At 69.6% G+C, this 20,126-nt stretch carries 22 protein-coding genes; 10 read left to right on the top strand and 12 right to left on the bottom strand.

Going from position 1 to position 20,126, the window contains the following annotated elements:
- The first annotated feature begins 229 nt into the window (after window positions 1–229).
- Window positions 230–808 carry a TMEM165/GDT1 family protein gene (locus tag ABZ345_RS15220; protein ID WP_359848322.1) on the top strand — a complete coding sequence of 193 codons (579 nt, stop codon included), beginning with the start codon at window positions 230–232 and terminating at the stop codon, window positions 806–808.
- On the opposite strand, the gene ABZ345_RS15225 is transcribed toward ABZ345_RS15220, so the two are convergent.
- Complete coding sequence (locus tag ABZ345_RS15225) at window positions 809–1,258, bottom strand: MarR family winged helix-turn-helix transcriptional regulator (protein WP_359847817.1); 450 nt, start codon at window positions 1,256–1,258, stop codon at window positions 809–811. It abuts the gene before it with no gap.
- Window positions 1,259–1,313: 55 nt separating this feature from the next.
- On the opposite strand from ABZ345_RS15225, the gene ABZ345_RS15230 reads away from it, so the two are divergent.
- Window positions 1,314–1,685, top strand: coding sequence for a cupin domain-containing protein (locus ABZ345_RS15230; RefSeq protein ID WP_359847820.1), 372 nt, complete (start codon window positions 1,314–1,316; stop codon window positions 1,683–1,685).
- A gap of 7 nt (window positions 1,686–1,692) precedes the next feature.
- On the opposite strand, the gene ABZ345_RS15235 is transcribed toward ABZ345_RS15230, so the two are convergent.
- The 6 genes from ABZ345_RS15235 to ABZ345_RS15260 are packed head-to-tail and all read right to left on the bottom strand — an operon-like array spanning window position 1,693 to window position 8,964.
- On the bottom strand, window positions 1,693–1,830 hold the full coding sequence (locus ABZ345_RS15235) for a hypothetical protein (protein WP_359847823.1): 138 nt from the start codon (window positions 1,828–1,830) through the stop codon (window positions 1,693–1,695).
- Between the two features lie 35 nt (window positions 1,831–1,865).
- On the bottom strand, window positions 1,866–3,992 hold the full coding sequence (locus tag ABZ345_RS15240) for a DUF5682 family protein (RefSeq protein ID WP_359847826.1): 2,127 nt from the start codon (window positions 3,990–3,992) through the stop codon (window positions 1,866–1,868).
- Window positions 3,985–5,070, bottom strand: a complete 1,086-nt coding sequence (locus ABZ345_RS15245) for an AAA family ATPase (protein ID WP_359847829.1) — start codon at window positions 5,068–5,070, stop codon at window positions 3,985–3,987. The genes ABZ345_RS15240 and ABZ345_RS15245 overlap by 8 nt, the downstream gene beginning before the upstream one ends.
- A 43-nt stretch (window positions 5,071–5,113) precedes the next feature.
- Complete coding sequence (locus ABZ345_RS15250; protein WP_359847832.1) at window positions 5,114–6,598, bottom strand: DUF5691 domain-containing protein; 1,485 nt, start codon at window positions 6,596–6,598, stop codon at window positions 5,114–5,116.
- Entirely contained in the window at window positions 6,595–7,758 is a 1,164-nt protein-coding gene (locus ABZ345_RS15255) for an SWIM zinc finger family protein (protein ID WP_359847835.1), read from the bottom strand. Before ABZ345_RS15255 ends, ABZ345_RS15250 begins: the two co-directional genes overlap by 4 nt.
- A gap of 33 nt (window positions 7,759–7,791) precedes the next feature.
- A complete protein-coding gene (locus ABZ345_RS15260) occupies window positions 7,792–8,964 on the bottom strand; it encodes a homogentisate 1,2-dioxygenase (RefSeq protein WP_359847838.1) in 1,173 nt (390 codons plus the stop codon).
- Window positions 8,965–9,045: 81 nt separating this feature from the next.
- Here ABZ345_RS15260 and ABZ345_RS15265 point away from each other — a divergent pair, with 81 nt between their 5' ends.
- The 4 genes from ABZ345_RS15265 (at window position 9,046) to ABZ345_RS15280 (ending at window position 13,227) form a co-directional block, all read left to right on the top strand.
- Window positions 9,046–9,909: a hypothetical protein gene (locus tag ABZ345_RS15265; protein WP_359847840.1), complete on the top strand. Its 864-nt coding sequence runs from the start codon at window positions 9,046–9,048 to the stop codon at window positions 9,907–9,909.
- Between the two features lie 383 nt (window positions 9,910–10,292).
- Window positions 10,293–11,456: a fumarylacetoacetate hydrolase family protein gene (locus tag ABZ345_RS15270; RefSeq protein ID WP_359847843.1), complete on the top strand. Its 1,164-nt coding sequence runs from the start codon at window positions 10,293–10,295 to the stop codon at window positions 11,454–11,456.
- Window positions 11,456–12,088: a helix-turn-helix domain-containing protein gene (locus ABZ345_RS15275; RefSeq protein WP_359847845.1), complete on the top strand. Its 633-nt coding sequence runs from the start codon at window positions 11,456–11,458 to the stop codon at window positions 12,086–12,088. Before ABZ345_RS15270 ends, ABZ345_RS15275 begins: the two co-directional genes overlap by 1 nt.
- Entirely contained in the window at window positions 12,085–13,227 is a 1,143-nt protein-coding gene (locus ABZ345_RS15280; RefSeq protein ID WP_359847848.1) for a VWA domain-containing protein, read from the top strand. The genes ABZ345_RS15275 and ABZ345_RS15280 overlap by 4 nt, the downstream gene beginning before the upstream one ends.
- On the opposite strand, the gene ABZ345_RS15285 is transcribed toward ABZ345_RS15280, so the two are convergent.
- Both ABZ345_RS15285 and ABZ345_RS15290 read right to left on the bottom strand, forming a co-directional pair.
- Window positions 13,224–13,688: a hypothetical protein gene (locus ABZ345_RS15285; RefSeq protein ID WP_359847851.1), complete on the bottom strand. Its 465-nt coding sequence runs from the start codon at window positions 13,686–13,688 to the stop codon at window positions 13,224–13,226. The genes ABZ345_RS15280 and ABZ345_RS15285 overlap by 4 nt on opposite strands.
- Window positions 13,685–14,149 (bottom strand): hypothetical protein, encoded by a 465-nt coding sequence (locus tag ABZ345_RS15290; protein ID WP_359847854.1) that lies wholly within the window; start codon window positions 14,147–14,149, stop codon window positions 13,685–13,687. Before ABZ345_RS15290 ends, ABZ345_RS15285 begins: the two co-directional genes overlap by 4 nt.
- 77 nt (window positions 14,150–14,226) lie before the next feature.
- Here ABZ345_RS15290 and ABZ345_RS15295 point away from each other — a divergent pair, with 77 nt between their 5' ends.
- The 4 genes from ABZ345_RS15295 to ABZ345_RS15310 all read left to right on the top strand — a co-directional run bounded on the left by ABZ345_RS15295 (window position 14,227) and on the right by ABZ345_RS15310 (window position 17,761).
- Window positions 14,227–14,991: a DUF2470 domain-containing protein gene (locus ABZ345_RS15295; protein WP_359847856.1), complete on the top strand. Its 765-nt coding sequence runs from the start codon at window positions 14,227–14,229 to the stop codon at window positions 14,989–14,991.
- Between the two features lie 76 nt (window positions 14,992–15,067).
- Window positions 15,068–15,766 (top strand): CPBP family intramembrane glutamic endopeptidase, encoded by a 699-nt coding sequence (locus ABZ345_RS15300; protein WP_359848325.1) that lies wholly within the window; start codon window positions 15,068–15,070, stop codon window positions 15,764–15,766.
- A gap of 147 nt (window positions 15,767–15,913) precedes the next feature.
- On the top strand, window positions 15,914–17,101 hold the full coding sequence (locus ABZ345_RS15305) for an arginine deiminase (protein ID WP_359848328.1): 1,188 nt from the start codon (window positions 15,914–15,916) through the stop codon (window positions 17,099–17,101).
- Between the two features lie 99 nt (window positions 17,102–17,200).
- Window positions 17,201–17,761 carry a ferritin gene (locus ABZ345_RS15310; protein ID WP_359847859.1) on the top strand — a complete coding sequence of 187 codons (561 nt, stop codon included), beginning with the start codon at window positions 17,201–17,203 and terminating at the stop codon, window positions 17,759–17,761.
- Between the two features lie 47 nt (window positions 17,762–17,808).
- On the opposite strand, the gene ABZ345_RS15315 is transcribed toward ABZ345_RS15310, so the two are convergent.
- The 3 genes from ABZ345_RS15315 to ABZ345_RS15325 all read right to left on the bottom strand — a co-directional run bounded on the left by ABZ345_RS15315 (window position 17,809) and on the right by ABZ345_RS15325 (window position 20,046).
- Complete coding sequence (locus tag ABZ345_RS15315; RefSeq protein ID WP_359847862.1) at window positions 17,809–18,954, bottom strand: DUF6596 domain-containing protein; 1,146 nt, start codon at window positions 18,952–18,954, stop codon at window positions 17,809–17,811.
- Between the two features lies 1 nt (window position 18,955).
- Window positions 18,956–19,363 carry a YciI family protein gene (locus ABZ345_RS15320; RefSeq protein WP_359847865.1) on the bottom strand — a complete coding sequence of 136 codons (408 nt, stop codon included), beginning with the start codon at window positions 19,361–19,363 and terminating at the stop codon, window positions 18,956–18,958.
- Between the two features lie 110 nt (window positions 19,364–19,473).
- On the bottom strand, window positions 19,474–20,046 hold the full coding sequence (locus ABZ345_RS15325) for a hypothetical protein (RefSeq protein WP_359847867.1): 573 nt from the start codon (window positions 20,044–20,046) through the stop codon (window positions 19,474–19,476).
- Window positions 20,047–20,126 lie beyond the last annotated feature (80 nt).

Genomic DNA, 20,126 nt, shown 5'->3' on the forward strand with positions numbered 1-20,126 from the left:
CATGCGTCGGTTACGATTGATGCGCCAGAGGGGAGTAGTTCCCACCGGAGTTCTCAGCCGGTGGCGTGGTGATCGACATACTGATCCGCCTTAGTGCAGATCCGGTCCCACACCCGTTCTTAAGCGGGCGAACGAGACCTCCGGCCAGGCTGCAGCACGCCTGGTCGGGGTCTGTTGCGCCTCCGTCCGGGCTCGTATTCGGACGTGGAGGAATCTCTTGGCCACCTCATTGCTCGCGTTCATCACCGCGTTCGCGGTGGTGTTCCTCGTCGAGCTCCCTGACAAGACCATGGTCGCGACCCTGGTGCTGACCACGCGCTACCGCGGCTGGCCGGTGTTCGTCGGCGTCGTGGCCGCCTTCGCCGTGCAGACGGTGGTCGGCGCGGCGTTCGGCTCAGCCATCACGCTGCTCCCGGACCGCCTGGTCGCGGGGATCGTGGCGTTGCTGTTCGGCGTGGGCGCGTTCCTGCTCTTGAAGGAGGGGTTCTCGCGTGAAGCCGACTCCGCCGACGAGGCCGGTGTGCGCACCGACGTGCCGTTCTGGCGGGCGGCGCTGACGTCGTTCGGCGTGCTGTTCGCGGCCGAGTGGGGTGACGCGTCGCAGCTCGCGACCGCCGGCATCACCGCTCGCTACGGGGAGCCGCTGATGGTCGGTCTCGGCGCCTGGCTGGCCCTGGTCGCCGTGGCCGGTCTGGCTGTCCTGGTAGGACGCAAGCTCGCCGGGCGGTTGCCGACGCACTGGATCCAGCGGGTCGCCGGGGTGATCTTCGCGGTGTTCGGCGTGATCGCGCTGACGCAGGTGTTCTGATCACCAAACAGGGCGCAGGCCTGGCTGGTCGTCGCCGTGGACGTGCTGCAGGTACGCGGTGAGGCCCTGCTTGATGGTGTCGAGGGTGCCGGGGCCGATCGCCTCGGCCATCTCGTTCTCGAGGTCCGACCACAGGTTGTCGGCGAGCCTGAGGTAGTCGCGGCCCTTGCCGGTCAGCGTGACGTACTGCGCCCGCTTGTCCGTGGGGTGCGGTTCCCTGGTGACGTAGCCCCACTCGTCGAGCTCGTTGACGATCTTCGCGGCGGCCTGCTTGGTGACGCCGAGGTGCTGTCCGATGTCGACGGTCGTGGCGCGCTTCGCCTTGAGGAGCCGGAAGACGTAGCCGTGGGCCGGGCGCAGCGGTTCCAGGCCGATCTGCTCGAGACGGTCGTGGAACTGGTCGCCGATCGCCCGGTACGACATGGCCAGCAGCATCGTCACCGGTTCCATTCACATCCCCCTGTAGACAACCTGGTTGACCTTATTCTAAGGTTAGACAACCTAGTTGACTACTTTGGAGGTCATCTTGCTGGTTACGGGGGATTCCGCCGCATCCCACTCGTTCGGCAGGTTCGAGTTCAGATCGCTGGCCGTGCCGTCGCGCGGCAGCTCCGAGATCGCGTTGTGGACCGTCGACGTGCCGGAAGGCGGCGACGGGACGCCGCACTCCGCTTCGTGCGAAGAGGTGTTCTACGTGCTGTCCGGGTCGGTGACGATCCAGGAGCAGACGGCAGGGCCCGGTGACGTGATCGTGGTGCCCGCGAACACCGAGCTGTCGTTGACCGGCGGACCCGCGCGGGTCGTCGTCGCGACCTCGGTGGGGATCAAGGGCACGCTGGCCGACGGGCAGACGATCACGCCGCCCTGGTCGCTCTAGCTCGCCACTAGTTGGCGGGCGAGCCCTCTTCCGGAGGGTCCGCCTCGGTGTCCGGGACCTCCTCGCGGAGCTCGCGGGCGATCTTCTTGGCCTCGTCGATGAGCTCTTGGGACTCCTCGAGGCGATGTTCGTCCGGTGCGGTCACGGTGCTGGGATCGGCGGTTTCACCGATCGCCAAACTCAGGCCAGCAGGCTCCGGACGTGGGCGGCGAGGCGTTGCGCGATCTCCAGGTCCCAGTCACCGTCGCTGGTGGGCTGGGGTGCCTCGCCCGCGACGACGCGTTCGCCGAGCAGGCGCCGCTCGGCGGGCGTGAAGTCGGTGATGGCGCGGCGGAGCAACGGCAGGGCGTCGTCGAACGCCTCGCCGCGCAGGCCGCTCAGCCACTCGTCGATGAGGCCGAACAGTCTCGGGTCGGCGGCGAGCAGGGTGGCCGAGCCTCGGAGGAAGCCGGCGACGAACGCGGTGGCGACCGAGCGGTGCAGTCTGGCCTCCACGTCGTCGCTGGTCAGCTCGCCCGCTTCCCACAGCAGGCGGGTCGCCCTGCCCGTCGGGAGCCCGTGTGCTTCTGCTTTGACGAGGGCGTGCAGGGCTCGCCACCAGGTCTTCTGGTGGTCCTCGTCGGCCGCCAGGCGGGTCGCCTCGTGGGCGCCGTCCACGATCTGGAGTGCGTTCTCCGCGGTCTCGTCGTCGATGTTGCGGCAGGCGAGCGGGAGGCCGACCGCGCCTCGGGTGAGGAGGCCGTGCAGCGCCACGCGCAGCAGTTCCGGGTCGGTGCCGCGGACCGAGCCGTAGCGGACCGTCCTGGCCAGGTCCGGGAGTGCGGCGAGGAGCTCCAGCGCGTCGGTGGCCATGGCGGCGCACCGGTCCAGGGCGTTGCGGGACTCGATGACCGCTTTCGGGAGCTCGCAGCCGACCGCCTTGCTGAGGGTGGTGGCGGCGGTGGCCACTCGGGTCGCGTCCTGTGCCGCCTGAGTGAGGACGGTCTCGGCGGCGGTGTGGACGGTGGTGCCGTGGCGGGCCGCCACCGCCACGGACACCGCGAAGATCGGGTCCCAGCGGAGCTGCCAGACCTCGGCGAACGTTCCCAGCGAGTTGGAGCGGTCCGCCTTGCCCCACGGGACGCCGAGGACTTCCAGCCGCTGCAGGAGTTTCGAGCGTTCGCGATCTGTGTCCTTGCGGAGGTCCAGCTTGAGCTGCTTGGGCTCGACGTCCGCGGGGAGGCGGAGTTTTCGTTGCAGGCGTTGGAGGTCTGCGGCCAGCGGGGAGCGCGGGACGGCTTCGCCGACCTCGCCCAGGCGTTCGCCCACGACCAGCTTGCGGTGCACGAGCTGGAGCGGGATCTCGTCGCCGCCGCAGAGGACCGCGAGGGCCGCCTCGTTGACCTCGCTCAGGCCTGGGGACGGGCGTTCCCTCAGCGCTGCAAGGGTTTCCGCCAGCCGGACGGCTTCCACGGCACTCGCGGTGGAGGCGGGGAGGTCTTCCGCCCTGAGCACGGCGGCGGCTTTGGCGAACCAGCGCGGGACCACGTCCTGCTGGTGCTGCCAGAGGTGGGCGTACCAGCCAGGGGAGTCGACGCCGGCGCCGTAGCCCGACTCCGCCGCGAGCTGACCGTGGCTCCACGGGACCCAGGTGCCGGAGATCCTGCGCCGGCGCATGCCTTTGAGCAGCGCGGTGTCCGCGGCGACGGTCGGCTTGGTGAGCAGCGCCGGAACGTGCCAGGCGCCGCACACCACCGCGATCGGGCCGTCGGTCTCCTTGCGCGCCTTGCGGATCGCCTGACGCATGAACGCTTCTCTTCTGAGAGTGCGTTCGCCTATTTCTTCTTCGAACTCCGCACGGACGGCGACCATGGCCTCGGTGATGGCGTTGGCGAGGTCGATCGGGTTGCTCGCGCTGTGTTCGACCACGTCCTCCCACCAGCGTTCCGGGTCGTCGAAACCCGCGGCCTCGGCCAGCAGGCCGATCGGGTCGACGTTGCCGCTCGGGCCGTCGTCGCCGATCGAGCTCGCGGCCGGCAGGTCGAAAAAACGTGCCGGTGTGCCGTTTTCGTCGGCGAAGCGAAGGGCCTGCCATTCCGGGGAGAACTCGGCGAACGGCCAGAAGGCGGCGTTCTCCGGCTCGGCCTCGTCGTGGAGCAGGATCGCGACGGGCGGGGTGAGGGCGTGGACGTGTTCGAGGAGTGCGTCGGCCTCTGGTGGACCTTCGATCAGGATGAGCGCCGGTCTCGTTTCTTCGAGCGCTCGCTTGACCATCCGGGCCGAGCCGGGGCCGTGGTGCCGGATGCCGAGGAGGACCGGCTCACTCACCGCTGGCGTCCAGGCAGGCCCGGTAGAGGTCACGCCACTCAGCGCGCTCCTTCAGCACGGTCTCCAGGTACTCCTGCCACACGGTCGCGTCCGACACGCGGTCCTTGATGATCGAGCCGATGAGCCCGCTCGCCAACTCGTCCGCGCCGAGCGTGCCGTCACCGAAGTGGCCGGCGAGCGCCATGCCGTTCGCGATCACCGAGATGGCCTCGGCCGTGGACAGGCTGCCGCTGGGCTTCTTCAGCTGCGTGCGGCCGTCCACAGTGGAACCGTTGCGCAGCTCCCGGAAGATCCGCACGACCCTGCGCACCTCGTCCAGCGCCGGCGGTTCGGCGGGCAGCTGGAGTGCTTTGCCGAGCTGCTGGGCGCGGGTGATGACGATCTCGACCTCGGCGTCCTCGGTCGCGGGCGGCGGCAGCACGACGGTGTTGAAGCGCCGTGCGAGTGCTGACGACATCTGGTTGACGCCGCGGTCGCGGTCGTTGGCCGTGGCGATGACCGTGAAGCCCGGCACTGCCTGGACCTGCGTGTTGAGCTCCGGGACGGGCAGCGACTTCTCGCTCAGGATGGTGATGAACGAGTCCTGGACCTCGGACGGCATGCGCGTCAGCTCTTCGACCCGGACGATCGCGCCGCTCTGCATGGCCTTGAGGACCGGGCTGGGCACGATCGCCTTCTCGCTCGGACCCTCGGCGATGAGACGGGCGTAGTTCCAGCCGTAGCGGACCTGGTCCTCGCTCGTGCCGGCCGTTCCCTGGACGACGAGCGTGGAGTCGCCGCTGATGGCCGCGGCGAGGTGTTCGGACAGCCACGACTTCGCCGTGCCCGGGACGCCGACGAGCAGCAGCGCGCGGTCCGTGACGAGGGTGCCGACCGCGACCTCGACGAGCCTGCGGGCGCCCACGTACTTGGGGCTGATGACGGTGCCGTCGGGCAGCGTTCCACCCAGGACGTAGGTGACGACGGCCTGCGGCGACAGGTTCCAGTTGGGCGGCCGCTGGCGGTCGTCCTGGGCCGCGACGGCTGCCAGCTCGGCGGCGTACTGCTGTTCGGCCGTCGGCCTGAGCACGGCGGTCACTGGAGCCTCCTGGATGCGTTGCCTTGCTTCGAAGTGTGCCGGGTCACGCAGGGTCGTCGGCGGGTGGGGCGAACGACTCGCGCAGCCGGATGCGGAGACGGAGGACTTCCAGCTCCAGGGAGTTCTCGGGCCAGCGGCGGGTCAGGCCCTCCCAGTTGGCGCCGAGCAGGTCGGCGTTGCCTCGCGCCAGCAGCACGGCCGGCGGGCGGCCCGAACGCCAGCGCGGATCCGGCAGGGCGGCATAGCGGTGCAGGAGGGCTCGGGTGGTCTCCGGGGACCACGGCGCCGGGAGCTGGGCGCAGGCGTGGTCGAGGAGGTCGTAGTGCCAGTTCACGGACACGGCCACGACCGCCTGCTCCGCGACCGAGGCGGGGAGGGCGGCCAGCATTTCGAGCTGTTCCATGCCGGTGAGGGTCTCGGCTGCCGCCACCGCCCACGGGCGCGGATCAGTGGCGGCGGCCAGCTGGTCGGCGACGCCACGCAGGAGCGCGCCGGCCCAGGGACCTTTTCGCAGGACCTTGGCGGCACCTCGGTCGTCGGTCTCGAGGCGTGCGGTCCAGTACGACGGCGCCACGCTGGCCGCGGCCGCCCGGATGCGGCCGGCCACACCCTTCTCGGAGCCGTCGCGCATGAGGTCGCGCTGCTCGTCGGCATCGGGCTGAGCGGACCAGAGCTCGCCGGCCTTCACCTCGAAGCCGTCTTCTACTCGCTGCAGGCCTCGGCCGAGGCGGTCGGCGGCACGCGCCGCCAGTGCTGAGGCCGGGAGCTTGCGGAGCAGGCGGAGTGCCTCGTCGTGCACGGCCGCGGCACGGTCGTCCAGTGCTGCTTCCAGGAGAGCCTCGTCGGCCGGGCCCAGGTCCGTTTCGAGGGCGCTGACGAGGACCTGGCGGTCGGCCGAGCGGCGGGAGGCCTCGAACTCCGCGGCGATGAAGGCGTTCACCGCCTCCGGGTCGGACCGGCGTTTGCGGCGCAGCGCCCGGACCCGTTGGGCGCTGGGGAGGTCGAGGATCTCGGCCAGCGGAACCTCGTCGACCAGCGGAGCCGTGCCCGAGGCCCACGACCAGCCCTGGCGGGTTCCGGCCAGCCAGCGGCCGCGGGTGCCCAGGACCTCGACGACCGCCGCCCTCAGGCCTGGCCGGGCGGTGCCGAGAGCCAGCAGGGACGGGAGCATGCGGTGGTCGGCCACGACGGTGTTGGCCTTGGCCAGCGCGCACCACTCGGTGAGGAGGACCTCGTCGTCGAGGCTCATGATCGCTTCGAGGACCGCGCGGGCCGCGGGGCGCGGGAGGCCCGCAGTTTCGGGCGGGGCGGGCGGGAGCGGTTCGGCCGCGATCTCCTGCGGGAGAGCGGCGCCGAACGCGGCCACGCCCAGTGCGGCGCAGTCGGCCAGCAGATCGGCCGGGTCGCCGCCGCCTCTCGCGGTGCCGATCAGGAGAGCTTGGACGGTCTTGGACCACTCGGCCTTCAGGGCCGGTGGGGGCATGCGGGATTCGGGGCTCTGAGCGGGACGTGGAGGCGTCGTGGTCACGCGACCACCTCCAGGCCGCCGTCGAGGGCCACGGCGCCCAGACGGAGGGCGTGGCCGTCCCAGAGGCCCCACGCGTCGAAGGGCGCGCCACCGGTGAGGGCCAGTGCCATGTCGAGGCCGCCGTCGTCGCGGACCGGGAGGCCGAAGCCGGACGTGTCGACCAGCGACGTGCCGCACAGACGGACCGCGGCGCAGCCAAGTGGGAACAGGCGTTGCCACGGGTCGGCCATCAGCATCGGTTCCAGGGAGGCCAGCGAGGACCGCCACGACGCGGGAGCCGGCACCGGGTCCGGCGTGCAGGAGCCGGACAGTTCGCCGAGGGCGACGCGGTCGGAGCCCGGATAGGGATGGACGAGGGCCGAGGACTCCTGGCCGTGCGGGAGCAACGGGACGGGGGCGCCCACGGCCGAGTGGCGGATGGCGACCACCCAGCGGCCGGTCTGGCGGCCCCAGCACCACTGGCGGACGGTGCGGACCCGGCCGTCGTCGGTTTCCAGGCGCAACAGGGCCACCCAGCGGTCTGACACACCGGGGGTGGCCCGGACGGTCTCCTCCGGGACGGTCACGCCCAGGCGGGAGCGCGGCTGGACGAAGCAGAGCAGGTGCAGGCCGCCGAGGCGGTCGGCGACGTCGGAGGTCCAGCGGGGGCCGGAGCGGGCGACGATCTCCTGGATCTCACTCACCGCCGCGGCCACGCCGGGGACCTGGGCGTCGATCATGCGGGCCACGAACGCCTGCCACCAGGACGCGGGGCGGCCGGGCAGGGAGGCGACGCCGGCGGAGGCCACGTCCAGCAGCCAGTCGCGCAGGCCGTCGATGCCCGAGGACATTGCGGCGGCCCTGCGATCAGCCGTCTTCTCCCGCGCCCGCAGACGACGCGCCACGGCCTCGGGCGACGAGTCGAGCTCGCGCGCGGCCCGGCGGGTGGTCCACTCCTCCACCCAGTCCGGCGGCAGGGCGTCCGGGATGTCGAGCTCTTGCAACGAGACGGCGTGCTTGCACGGGAACTTGCGGGAAGGGCACGTGCACTTCGCGGAGCCGGCGGCCAGGTCGACGCACACGCGGTACGGCACCGAGCCCGAACCCGTGTAGAGGCCCCAGAGCACCGGCAGGGCCTTGCCCAGGCCCTGCCAGCGCATCGGAACGGCTCGTGTCCTCACAGAACCAAACTAGCGAGGACCCCCGACAGAAAATCAGGCCGGACCTCGGCGGGCCCACGTCCACGCGTATGCCGGGTCCTCACAGGCCTCCGCGCCCTCGCCCAGTTCCAGCGGGCGGAAGGTGTCCACCATGACCGCGGTCTCGTCGAAGTAGTCGACGCCCAGCGACGCCTCGACCGCACCGGGTTGCGGGCCGTGCGTGCAGCCCGACGGGTGCAGCGACATCGAGCCGATGCCGATCCCCGAGCCCTTGCGCGCCTCGTAGTTGCCGCCCACGTAGAACATCAGCTCGTCGGAGTCGACGTTCGCGTGGTTGTACGGCACCGGCACGGCCAGCGGGTGGTAGTCGACCTTGCGCGGGCAGAACGAGCACACCACGAAGTTCGGGCCCTCGAACGTCTGGTGCACGGGCGGCGGCTGGTGCACGCGGCCGGTGATCGGTTCGAAGTCGCGGATGTTGAACGCCCACGGGTACAGGTGGCCGTCCCAGCCGACGACGTCGAACGGGTGGTTCGCGTAGGTGAACTTGGTCAATCCCGCACGGTGCCGCACGATCACGTCGACATCGGTGCCCTCGACGAGCAACGGCGCCTCGGGCCCGCGGATGTCGCGCTCGCAGTACGGCGAGTGCTCCAGGAACTGGCCCTTCGCGGACAGGTAGCGCTTGGGCGGGCCGATGTGCCCGGTCGCCTCCAGCACCAGCAACGACATCGGCGACGAGGGCACCACCCGATAAGTGCACGAGGTCGGGATCACGACGTAGTCGCCGTCACCGACCGTCAACGCCCCGTAGATCGTCTCGATCACGCCGGAGCCACCCTGCACGTACAGCAGCTCGTCACCGAAAGCGTTGCGGTACAACGGAGAAGGCGCGGAGGCGACTACAAAGGCAATGGTCACGTCCGGGTTCCCGAACAGCTTCCGCCGGCCGGTGACCGCGTCGACCTCGTCGGAAGCCCAGGTCAGGTCGGTCGTCTTGAAGTGCCGGGGCTTCAGCGGCAGGTTCGGCGAGACCGTCCCGCGCTCGTCCTTCAGCGTCTCCGCGTTCACGATCGCCGTCGGCAGGTACCGGTGGTAGAGCAGGGCCGAATCAGCCGAGAACCCCTCGACGCCCATCAGCTCTTCCGCGTAAAGCCCACCGTCCGGTTTGCGGAACTGGGTGTGGCGCTTTCGGGGGATCTCCCCCACCTGGCGGTAGTAGGCCATGACGTCTCCGGAACCGTTCTTGGGGCGTTCGACTATCGGACATCTTTGTTCACTTACCGATACCCAGCTAGCGTGTCAGCCGTGTCAAGCGCTGTCGAACTCCGTGCGCCCGGTCCGCGCGGTACTCCGCCCCTGCTCGCGAGGCTTGTGGACGATGCCGCGCTGTTCCCTCCGGGGAACGCGTCGATGCCCGACGCGGTGCGCGGTCACCTCGACGGGAGAGTCGGCGAGTGGTCCGGTGTCATGGGACTTTTCCTGTGCCCGGCGTCCCGTCTCGCCGAGTTGATCACCGAGCTGATCAAGGTCAAGCCCCCGAAGCCGATCGCACTGAGCCTCGTGATCGACACGGGTCTCGGCGGCGTGCCGAAGGCCGTGTCCATCGTCGAGAGCCGAAGTGAGCTCCTGGCCCTGCGCATGGTCGAGATGCCCGCACCGTCCGATGTGGACGAGGTGTGGCTCGAGCGCGTGTCCGAGTTCGTGCCCGAGGACGTCATCCGAGTCGTGGAACCCCGCCGCGGCGGCCCCGAGTGGCTCGACGGCGTCCGCAGGGTGATCGAGCACGGCAGCTGGCCCAAGCTGCGCTGCGGTGGGCTCAGCACCGAGAACTTCCCCAGTGTCGACGAGGTCGCGGACTTCCTGTCCGTCGTCAGCGGTGGCGGCGTCGCGTTCAAGGCGACCGCGGGCCTGCACAAGGCCGTCCGCTACACCGACGAACAGAACTTCACCCACCACGGCTTCCTGAACCTCCTCGTCGCCACGGCGAGATCCCTGAGCGGCCGCGACGTCCGCGAGGCACTGGCGAGCACCGACGCCGAGGCGCTCACCGCCGAGGCCAAGGCGCTCAGCGACCAGGCCGCGCACGCCGTCCGCGGTGTCTTCGCGAGCTACGGCTCGTGCTCGCTCTCCGAACCGATCGCCGACCTCGAGGGGCTTGGACTTCTGTGACCTGGTCCCCGCCCCGAAGGCGGGGAGTCCCACCCGCCGTCGGGCGGGTAGCGCTCACGCGCTGTGCCTCACGGCGCGGATTTCCTGTTTCATCGCCGATCGCGGAAGGGAGGACCCTTGCCGTCTGACATCAGCTCCGCGGGCATCGCCCGACGTGTCCCGGGCTACGGCTCGACCAGCCGCAAGGATGTTCTGGGCCGCGTTGTGGTCCCGGTCGTGCCGGGTGCGGCAGCTCGGCCAGCGACCGTCCGGCTCTCGGGAGACCACACACCCGACCGTGCGGTTCAGCCGCACGACGATCAGCCCATCCATGGAGACACGATGACCACGCCTGTGTTCCGCAGGCCTGCGAGCTCCGCACTCGAACCGCTCCGGAGGACTTGGTGAGCTGGATCAGCGACCCGAACTTCACCGAGGACCAGCCGTTCGGACCGCAGACCCTCCCCTACGGCGTCGTCGACGGGGGCGTGGCCGTCCGCGTCGGCGACCAGGCGTTGCTCCTCAAGAGCCTCGCGCTGGGCAAGTGCAGCGAGTACGTGCAAACGGACTCGCTCGACCCGCTGCTCAAAGCGGGCCGGCCGGTCTGGAGCGTCCTGCGCGCGAAGCTCAAGGACATCGTCACGGCGACGTCCGCGCCGAAGGGTGCCGAGCTCACGAGCATCGAGTCGGCGAAGCTGCCGTTCACCGTGGGCGACTACGTGGACTTCTACTCGAGCAAGCACCACGCGGAGAACGTCGGGAAGATGTTCCGCCCCGACGGCGACGCGCTCACCCCGAACTGGACGCACCTCCCGATCGGCTACCACGGCCGCGCGGGAACGGTGTACGTCTCGGGCACGGACATCGTCCGCCCGAACGGCCAGCGCCGGTCCAGCGAGGGCCCCAAGTTCGGGCCGTCCGAGCGTCTCGACATCGAGGCCGAGGTCGGGTTCGTCTGCGGCGGTCCGCCCGCGGCCAACGTGTCCACGAGCAGGGCCGCCGAACACGTCTTCGGCGTCGCGCTGGTCAACGACTGGTCCGCGCGCGACATCCAGGCGTGGGAGTACCAGCCGCTCGGCCCGTTCCTGGCCAAGTCGTTCGCCACGTCGATCGGCGCCTGGATCACCCCGCTGGAAGCGTTCTCGGTCGCACGCGTCCCGACGCCGCCGCTGCCGAACAAGCTGCACGACTACCTGACCACGGATCAGCCGTGGGGCCTGGACATCACGATCACGGTCGAGCTGAACGACACCATCGTCGCGAGGCCTCCGTTCCGGGAGATGTCGTGGTCATTTGTGCAACAGCTGGCGCACATGACGGTCAACGGGGCTACCGTTCGCCCAGGTGATCTGTTCGCCTCGGGCACGGTCTCGGGACCGGAGAAGGACGAGCGCGGCTCGTTCCTCGAGCTCAGCTGGGGCGGCAAGGAACCGTTCAAGCTCGACGACGGCTCCACGAGGTCCTTCCTGGAGGACGGTGACACGGTCAGGCTGACCGCGACCGCTCCCGGTGAGAAGGGTTCCGTGGTGGGTCTCGCCGAGGTGGTGGGAACAGTTCGGAGCGCGTGATGGTCGGAGCGACGAAGGAGAGCTCGCTGACCCTGGAAAGGGGTCTGGCGCTGCTCCAGGCGGTCGCTGAGGCGGAGTCCGAGGCGCCGTCGATCTCGGAGCTCGCCACGGCCATCGGTGCGTCCAGGGCCGCCGTCTACCGGCTTCTCGTGCCGCTGCAGGCGCGCGGTCTCGTGCGCCGGGAGGGCTCGAAGGTCCGGCTCGGCCTCGGCGTGCTGCGACTCGCGTCCAACGTCCTGCCCCAGCTCCGGATGGCGGCGAACCCGGCTCTGCGCGAGCTCGCGGAGAAGGTCGGCGCCACCGCGCACCTCACCGTCGCGGACGGCACGGAGGCCCAGGCCGTCGCCGTCGTCGAACCGTCGTGGACCGCCTTCCACGTGGCGTACCGGGTGGGTTCGCGCCACCCGGTGCACCGCGGGGCGGCCGGCAGGGCCATCTCGCAGCCCGTGGACAGCTGGGTCGTCTCCACGGGCGAGCTGCAGCCCAACGCGTACGGCGTCGCGGTGCCGGTCCGGGGTGTCCCGGGCCTGCGCGCGTCCGTTGGCGTTGTCGCCCTGGAGAAGCTCGACGCGGACGTGGTCGGTCCGCACGTCATGCGTGCGGCCGAAGAAGTGGCGGCGGCCCTCAAATGAGCGAAGAACGCCTAAGGCGCTGGCGGCTGCTCTTAGGCCCCAGCGCGGAGGACGTGGCGCAGCTCGGCGATGACGACCAACGGCGTGACGGCGCGCTCACGGGTCTCTACGGCGGTGGCGGCGACCGGGGTGCGGGGCTGGGCGCCAGCTCTCCGCAGCTGCACCGGTGGCTCGGCGACGTCCGCAAGTACTTCCCCACGTCCGTCGTCCAGGTCATGCAACGGGACGCGGTCGAGAAGCTCGGTCTCAAGCAGCTGCTCCTCGAACCCGAACTGCTGCAGTCGGTCGAACCGGACGTCAACCTCGTCAGCACCCTGTTGCAGCTCTCCCGCGCCATCCCCGCCCGCACCCGCGACACCGCGAAAGCGGTGGTGCGCAAGGTGGTCGAGGACATTGAGAAGCGCCTGACGGACCGGCTCGTCGAGGCGGTGAGAGGCGCCGTCGACCGCTCCAAGCGCACCCACCGGCCGCAGCTGCAGGACGTCGACTGGGCGACCACGATCAAGGCGAACCTCAAGAACTACCAGCCGCAGCACAAAACCGTCATCGTCGAGGACCTCATCGGCCACCGCAGGCGCAGCCGCACGGCGGCGATGCGGGACGTGATCCTGCTCGTTGACCAGTCCGGCTCGATGGCGGACTCGCTGGTGCACGCGGCGGTTCTCGGCTCGGCGCTGGCGTCCATCCGCTCGATCTCCACCAAGCTCGTCGTGTTCGACACCGAGATCGCGGACCTGACCGACCAGCTCAGCGACCCCGTGGATCTCCTCTTCAGCGCCCACCTCGGTGGCGGTACGGACATCAACCGCGCGGTCGCCTACGCGCAGACCCTGGTCCGCAGGCCCACCGACACGGTCATCGTGATCATCAGCGACCTGTACGAGGGCGGTTCGGAGGCCGAGCTGCAGAGAAGGGTCCGCGAACTGGTCGCGAGTGGCGTCACGGTCGTGAACCTGTTGGCGCTCAGCGACTCCGGCACCCCGGCCTACGACCACGAGCTCGCGGCCAAGCTGCACGCCCTCGGCGCACCCGCGTTCGCCTGCACGCCGGACAAGTTCCCCGAACTGCTGGCGGCCGCACTGCGCAAGGACGACCTCACTCAGTGGGCGGAGTCCGAAGGCATCGCAACGGGCCGTTAGCGGTCCACGACCCGTCCGGGCACCAAGAACGCCAGCCCGCGCGTCATCGCCACGAGCCGTCCGCGTTCGTCAGGACCGGCGATCCACAGCCGGCCGGTGTGCCGCACCAGCACGCGCGCGCGTTCCGGCAGCTCGGGCAGCCGCAGGTTCTTCTCCGAGTCGTGCACCTTCAGGTACGCCTGCCGCCCGATCCGCCGGCCGGGCACGAAGCTCGCCGACACCTGCCGGAACGGGAACCGCTCGAGCAGCTGCAGGGTCCTGCGGCGCGTGAAGAAGTGCCGCAACCCCGGCGCGGCCAGCTCCAGCGCCACCGGTACGGCCAGCACGGTGAGCCACAGCCAGTGGATCATCAGCACGCCGCCGAACGCGACGACGGCGAACAGGATGTGCCCGACCGCGCGCCGGTCCGCCCGCGCCAGGCAGGTCTCGGTCCAGTTCTCGATGCCTGTTTTGGGGATCATCTCTGCACTCGCGCCGGAATCAGCTGCGGTACCCCGCGAAACGTGACCACGGTGTTCCCGGCCGAGTCCGGCGGCACGAACCACACGCGCCGATGGCGAGCGATGCGTCCGCGGAGGACAGGCCCTACGCGCAAGGTCAACAGAAGCGGCGGCGAAGACAACACGACGAGACGCCCTCCTTCCCACTGCACATGGGCGAAATGCCACGGTTCACCCTCCGGTAAACGCACCGGACGGCGACGGGTCACCCTCCAGAGCACAGCCGCGGCGAAGAAGAGCAGGAGCAGCGCCACCGGAGATGACCATGACCACACAAGTACCAGCACGAACTGGAGAACGAAGGCCGACGCGGCGAGAACCGTCCACATCAGGGCACGACGACTCGATCGGTCGACACAGTGCCGCGTCCACCGATCGTCCAACGCCGTCACCTCGGTGGAAGGCTTGTTGGGCACGACCACGTGTCAACCGTACAGGTGACCTTCCCAGGACGAGCGGCGCTAAGTTAGGCTCGCCTAACCTTCGAGGAGGTGCAGCGGTGACCGACACCCAGACCAGGCGCCCACCGGCGCCGCACGCCGCCGAGCGCGCTCGCACGATCGCGGCTCGCGGTGGTCACGCCGCCCTGCTTCCTCAGGCGGGATCCCGCACCAGCCCGTTGTTCCACCACGTGCACCCGAGCGGCACGACGATCTTGCTGCTCGCCGACGAACACCCGCTGGTCGGGCAGCTCTGGCAGACCCCGCGCACGGAGGTGACGGCGATGCTCGAGATCGCCGACCAGGCTCCGGTGCCGTTGCGCGAACCCGTCCGCGGCCTGCTGTGGCTGACCGGATGGGTGACCGCGCTGGACGGCCAGGAGGCGCGCGACGAGATCCTCGCGGTCGCCGACGCGCGGCCCGACCACCGGCTGCTGGACGCGGGCCACGGTGCCTCCGTGCTGAGGCTCACACCCGCGTCGATGGTGATCGCGGACGCCGAGGGCACGTCGTCGATCCGGCCCGAGCAGTTCGCGAGCGCGACGCCGGACCCGTTCTGCCGCAACGAGGACCACTGGCTGCGACACCTGGAGGCCGCGCACCGCGACGTCGTCGGCCAGCTGGCCCGCCACCTTCCGGAGGAGCTGCGCGACGGCCACGTGCGGCCGCTCGGGCTCGACCGGTTCGGGCTGCGGCTGCGGGTCGAGGCCGAGTGCGAGGACCACGACGTGCGGATCGCGTTCTCCAAGCCGGTCAGCACGCCGGCGGAACTCGCCGCGGAGCTGCGGCGCCTGATGGGCTGTCCGTTCCTGTCCCAGCGGTAGCGTTGCGCGGGTGCCGGATCTCATTGCTGACGACGAGAAGCGCGGTTACGAGCTCGAGCTGCTGATCGTCTTCAGCATGACGCTCGGCCTGTCCGGTCTGCGCAGCCTCGTGCGGTTGATCGACAGCCTGCTGCAGCCGACCCCGCTGAACCAGCAGTCGGTCGCGATCAACGTCCCGCAGGCTCGCGCGGACCTGCTGGACCTCGTGGCCCAGCTGCTCAGCGTGCTGCAGCTCGCCGCGTGGGGCGGCATCGGCCTGTACCTGTTGTGGCGCACCGGCATCAAGCTGCGGGTGATCGGCCTCGACGGGACGCGCAAGCTCGCGGACTCACTCGGCGCGGTGGGGCTGGCCGCGGTCATCGGCATCCCCGGTCTCGCGTTCTACTTCGCCGCGTGGGCGCTCGGCCTGAACCTCGCCGTGCAGCCATCCACTTTGGACAACCAGTGGTGGATGAGCCTGGCGTTGATCCTCGCCGCCGCCGGCAACGCGTGGGCGGAGGAGGTGCTCGTCGTCGGGTACCTGATCACGCGGCTGGAGCAGCTCGGGTGGCGGAAGTACACGGCGCTGCTCGCGGCGGCCGTGCTGCGCGGGTCGTACCACCTCTACCAGGGCTTCGGCGGGTTCGTCGGCAACCTGGTCATGGGCCTGGTGTTCGGTTTCTACTGGCAGCGGACCAGGCGTTTGTGGCCGTTGGTGATCGCCCACACCATCCTCGATGTTGTCGCCTTCATCGGCTACACAATGTTGAGGGGTAAAGTGAGCTGGTTGCCTTAATGATTCGACCGCAGATTCGAATATTCCGCACCATTCGTTGCGATTCTGAGCTCAGCAGCGGCGATTTGTGCTGTTCAGGGTTACGCTCGTCCGGTGACTGCGCACACGATCGCTGAGACGGAAGCAATCCCGGACGCCGCGCCCCGCGTGGACAGCGAGGTCGGCCCGTTGCGCACGGTGCTGCTGCACCGGCCGGGCAACGAGCTCAAGAGGCTCACCCCGCGCAACAACGACCAGTTGCTCTTCGACGGCGTGCCCTGGGTCGGCCGCGCCCAGGAGGAGCACGACGCGTTCGCCGCGACGCTGACCGCCCGAGGTGTCGAAGTCCTGCTGCTGGCGGACGTGCTGACGCAGGCGCTGGAGGACAACCGGGCGCGCATCGCGGGCATCCACAGCGCGGTCAACGAGCGCCGGCTCGGCATCGACCTGGCCGACGCGTTGCGCAGCCACCTCACCTCGCTGCCCGCCCCGCAGCTGGCGCAGGCGTTGATGACCGGCATGACGTTCGAGGAGCTGCCGGCCGCCGAGGGTGCGTCGCTGGTGCGCAAGATGCACCTGCCGATCGACTTCGCCGTCGACCCGCTGCCGAACCTGCTCTTCACCCGCGACTCGTCGGTGTGGGTCGGCGACCGCGTTGCCATCACGTCGCTCGCGCTGCCCGCCCGCGACCGCGAGACGACCCTCACGGACCTGATCTACGCCTACCACCCGCGGTTCCGCCGCACGGGCCGCGCGTACGGCGCCCACTCGGCCCCGCTGGAGGGCGGCGACGTGCTGCTGCTGGCACCTGGCGTGATCGCCATCGGCGTCGGCGAGCGCACGACCCCGGCGGGCGCGGAGTCGTTCGCGCGTTCGGCTCTGGCCGACGGTCTCGCGCACACGGTGCTGGCGGTGCCGATCGCGCAGGAACGCGCCACGATGCACCTCGACACCGTCTGCACGATGGTCGACCGCGACGCCGTGGTGATGTACCCGGCGATCAGCGACAACCTGTCCGCGTTCCCGGTGCGCCTGGACGACGACGGCGGCGTGCGCGTCGACGGCCCGGTGCCGTTCCTGGAGGCGGCGGCCGAGGCGATGGGCATCGAACGACTGCGGGTGATCGACACGGGCCTCGACCCGGTCACCGCCGAGCGCGAGCAGTGGGACGACGGCAACAACACGCTGGCGGTCGGTCCCGGTCTCGTCGTGGCGTACGAGCGCAACGTCGAGACGAACGAGCGCCTGGAGGCCAACGGCATCGAGGTGCTGCGGATCGCCGGTTCGGAACTGGGCTCCGGCCGCGGTGGGCCCCGCTGCATGTCGTGCCCGATTGACCGCGCCCCATTGGTGTGACCGTTAGGAACGCCTAACCTTTGTTTGGTTCACCTTTCCAAACAAAGGTTAGCTTTTCCTGGAATGCGAAGATCACCGTTCTGGGCTAACGTACTCCGCATGGCCTCGAACGTGAAGAAGATTGCCCTGAAGAAGTCGAAGTTCCACGAGCTCCTGCAGACCCAGGTGGGAAACGAGTTCTCGGCTTCACAGCAGTACATCGCCCTCGCCGTGTGGTTCGACAACGAGGACCTCCCGCGCCTCGCGTCGCACTTCTACAAGCAGGCTCTCGAAGAGCGCAACCACGCGATGATGATCATCAAGTTCCTGATGGACAACGACATCGCGGTCGTCGTTCCCGGCACCGAGACGCCGATCAACGAGTTCAAGTCGCCGCGCGACCTCGTCGACCTCGCCCTGCGCCAGGAGCAGCAGGTCACCGACCAGATCGTCGCGCTCGCCAGGGCCGCTCGCGAGGAGAGCGACTACATCGGCGAGCAGTTCATGCAGTGGTTCCTGAAAGAGCAGGTCGAGGAGGTCTCCTCGATGAAGACGCTGCTCACGATCATGGACCGTGCAGACGGCAACATGTTCTACGTGGAGACGTTCCTCACCCGCGAAACCGTGGGCGACGACGGTTCCGACTCCAATGCGCCGACCGCCGCGGGTGGCGCTCTCTGATTTTTCCTTCGCACACTCGAGTGCCTGAAATGCGGGCCGCCTCACCTTCACGGGTGCGGCGGGCCTTTTCGGTTGAGCCGGGCCGCCTGACGCGTGAGGTATTCCCGTTCGGCGAGGTTCGACGCTTTCCCGGCCGCCTCGACGTAGAGCCCGGCGGCCGTTTGCTCGTCGCCGTCGCGCTCGTGGAGGTATGCGGCCACAGCGGTGTAGCGGGGTAGTTCGGCGTCCAGTTCCGAGAGTGCTTTGAGGCCGGCGCGCGGACCGTCCGCCTCCGCGACGGCCACCGCGCGGTTGAGCCTCACGATCGGGCTGCCGGTGAGCTGGCTGAGTTCGTCGTACCACTCGACGATCTGCACCCAGTCGGTCTCCTCCGCCCTCTGCGCGTCGGCGTGCAGGGCCGCGATGGCCGCCTGGGCCTGGAACTCACCGAGCTGGTCCTTCGCGAGCGCCGCCTGGAGGATCTCGACACCTTCGGCGATCAGCCCGGTGTCCCACTTCGAGCGGTCCTGGTCGGCGAGCGCGACGAGGCTGCCGTCGGGCGTGGTCCTGCTGGCACGCCGCGCGTGGTGCAGCAGCATCAGAGCGAGGAGACCGGCCACCTCGGGATGGTCGATGGCGGTCGAAAGCTGCCGGGTGAGCCTGATCGCCTCCGCGGCGAGGTCGACGTCGCCGGAGTAGCCCTCGTTGAAGACCAGGTAGAGGACGCGCAGCACGGTCGCGACGTCGCCGGGCTGGTCGAACCGCACGTCGCCGACCGTCTTCTTGGCGCGGCTGATGCGCTGGGCCATCGTCGCTTCCGGCACGAGGTAGGCCTGGGCGATCTGGCGGGTGCTCAGCCCCCCGACCGCTCTGAGGGTGAGCGCGACGGCCGACGACGGCGTCAGTTTCGGGTGCGCGCACAGGAAGTAGAGCTGGAGCGTGTCGTCGGTGTTCGGGACGGGCCCGGTTTCCGGCTCGGTGTGCTCCTCGCGACGTCTCCTGGCCGTTTCCGCTCGCGTGGCGTCGATGAACTTGCGCCACGCCGCCGTGACGAGCCAGCCCTTCGGATCACGCGGTGGGTCCTGCGGCCACACCCGGATCGCCTCGATCAGCGCGTCCTGCACGGCATCCTCGGCCGCCGCGAAGTCTGCTCCGCGGCGGACGAGGATCCCGAGCACAGCCGGTGTGAGGCTTCTGATCAGTGCTTCTTCCACGTCACTCCGTGATCGTCGGCGCGTTGCCGTAGAACGGACGGACCTCGAGCCACTCGTGGATCGGCTTGCCGTCCTTGCCCGGCGCCGCCGACAGCTCCCCCGCCAGTTCGACCGCGCGGTCGAAGCCGTCGACGTCGATGATCATCCACCCGGCGATGAGGTCCTTCGTCTCCGCGAACGGCCCGTCGGTGACCGGCGGCTTGCCCTCACCGTCGTACCGGACCCACGCACCTTCCATCTCGAGCGCCTGACCGTCGACGAACTCGCCGGTGTCCTTGAGCTTGTCGGCGAAGTCGTTCATGTACTGGATGTGGGCCGAGATCTCTTCCTGGGTCCACTGGTCCATCGGCACGTTGTTCACGGGTGCCGGGGCGCCGCGGTAGTGCTTGAGCAGCAGGTACTTGGCCATCTCGGGTGTCTCCCTCGGTGCTGTTGCGACCCATCCTGGCCGCTTTCACCACGGGGACGAAGCCGTTCGGAGCTTCTCGACATCACATCTCAAGATTTTTCGGCCGGCTGTCAGAGGTTCGCCATCGAGCACTCGACGTTGCTCGCGCCGATCTTGATCGCCACGACCTTGTTCGCGTCGCTGCCCGGTTCGCCGAGGAACGCGTAGTGGGCGTTGGTGTCGATGCTCGCCGACCAGCCCGCGCGGTACTCGGAGGCATCCGGGTAGGCCTTCTTGACCTCGGCGAAGGTCGAGCCGACACCGATGCCCTTGGACGTCTTGGCGTCCTTGGGAAGCGTGATGCGCTCGATGCCGTACTTCTTCGAGACCGCGATCTTGTCGTCGGCAGCGCAGCCGGCGTCGACGGAGCCCTCCCACGTCAGCTTGGTCAGACCGGCGGCGCGGGCCTCGTCGAGCGTCATGCCCAGCTTCGTCGCGCCGTAGCCGATGCGGCCGTCGACCTTCGTCACGGCATCCGGCGCGGGCGGGTTGGTCACCGTCTGCGTGACGACCTCGGTGACCACCGGAGTGGTGGACGAGGTGGAGGTCGTGGGCGCCGGCGCGGAGTTGCTGTCCGGAGTGGACGTGCAGGCGGCCAGAGCGAGGGCTGCGGCGGCGGAGACGAGGATGAGCGAGCGGTTCATTGTGGATCCCCCAGGACTTGGTTCGTGGTGTTCGTTGGTGCCAACTCTGGTCGGCGGGCCTCCAAGAAACCTTCAGGCGG

This window comes from Lentzea sp. NPDC005914 (genome assembly GCF_040629405.1).
Classification (GTDB): Bacteria; Actinomycetota; Actinomycetes; order Mycobacteriales; family Pseudonocardiaceae; genus Lentzea.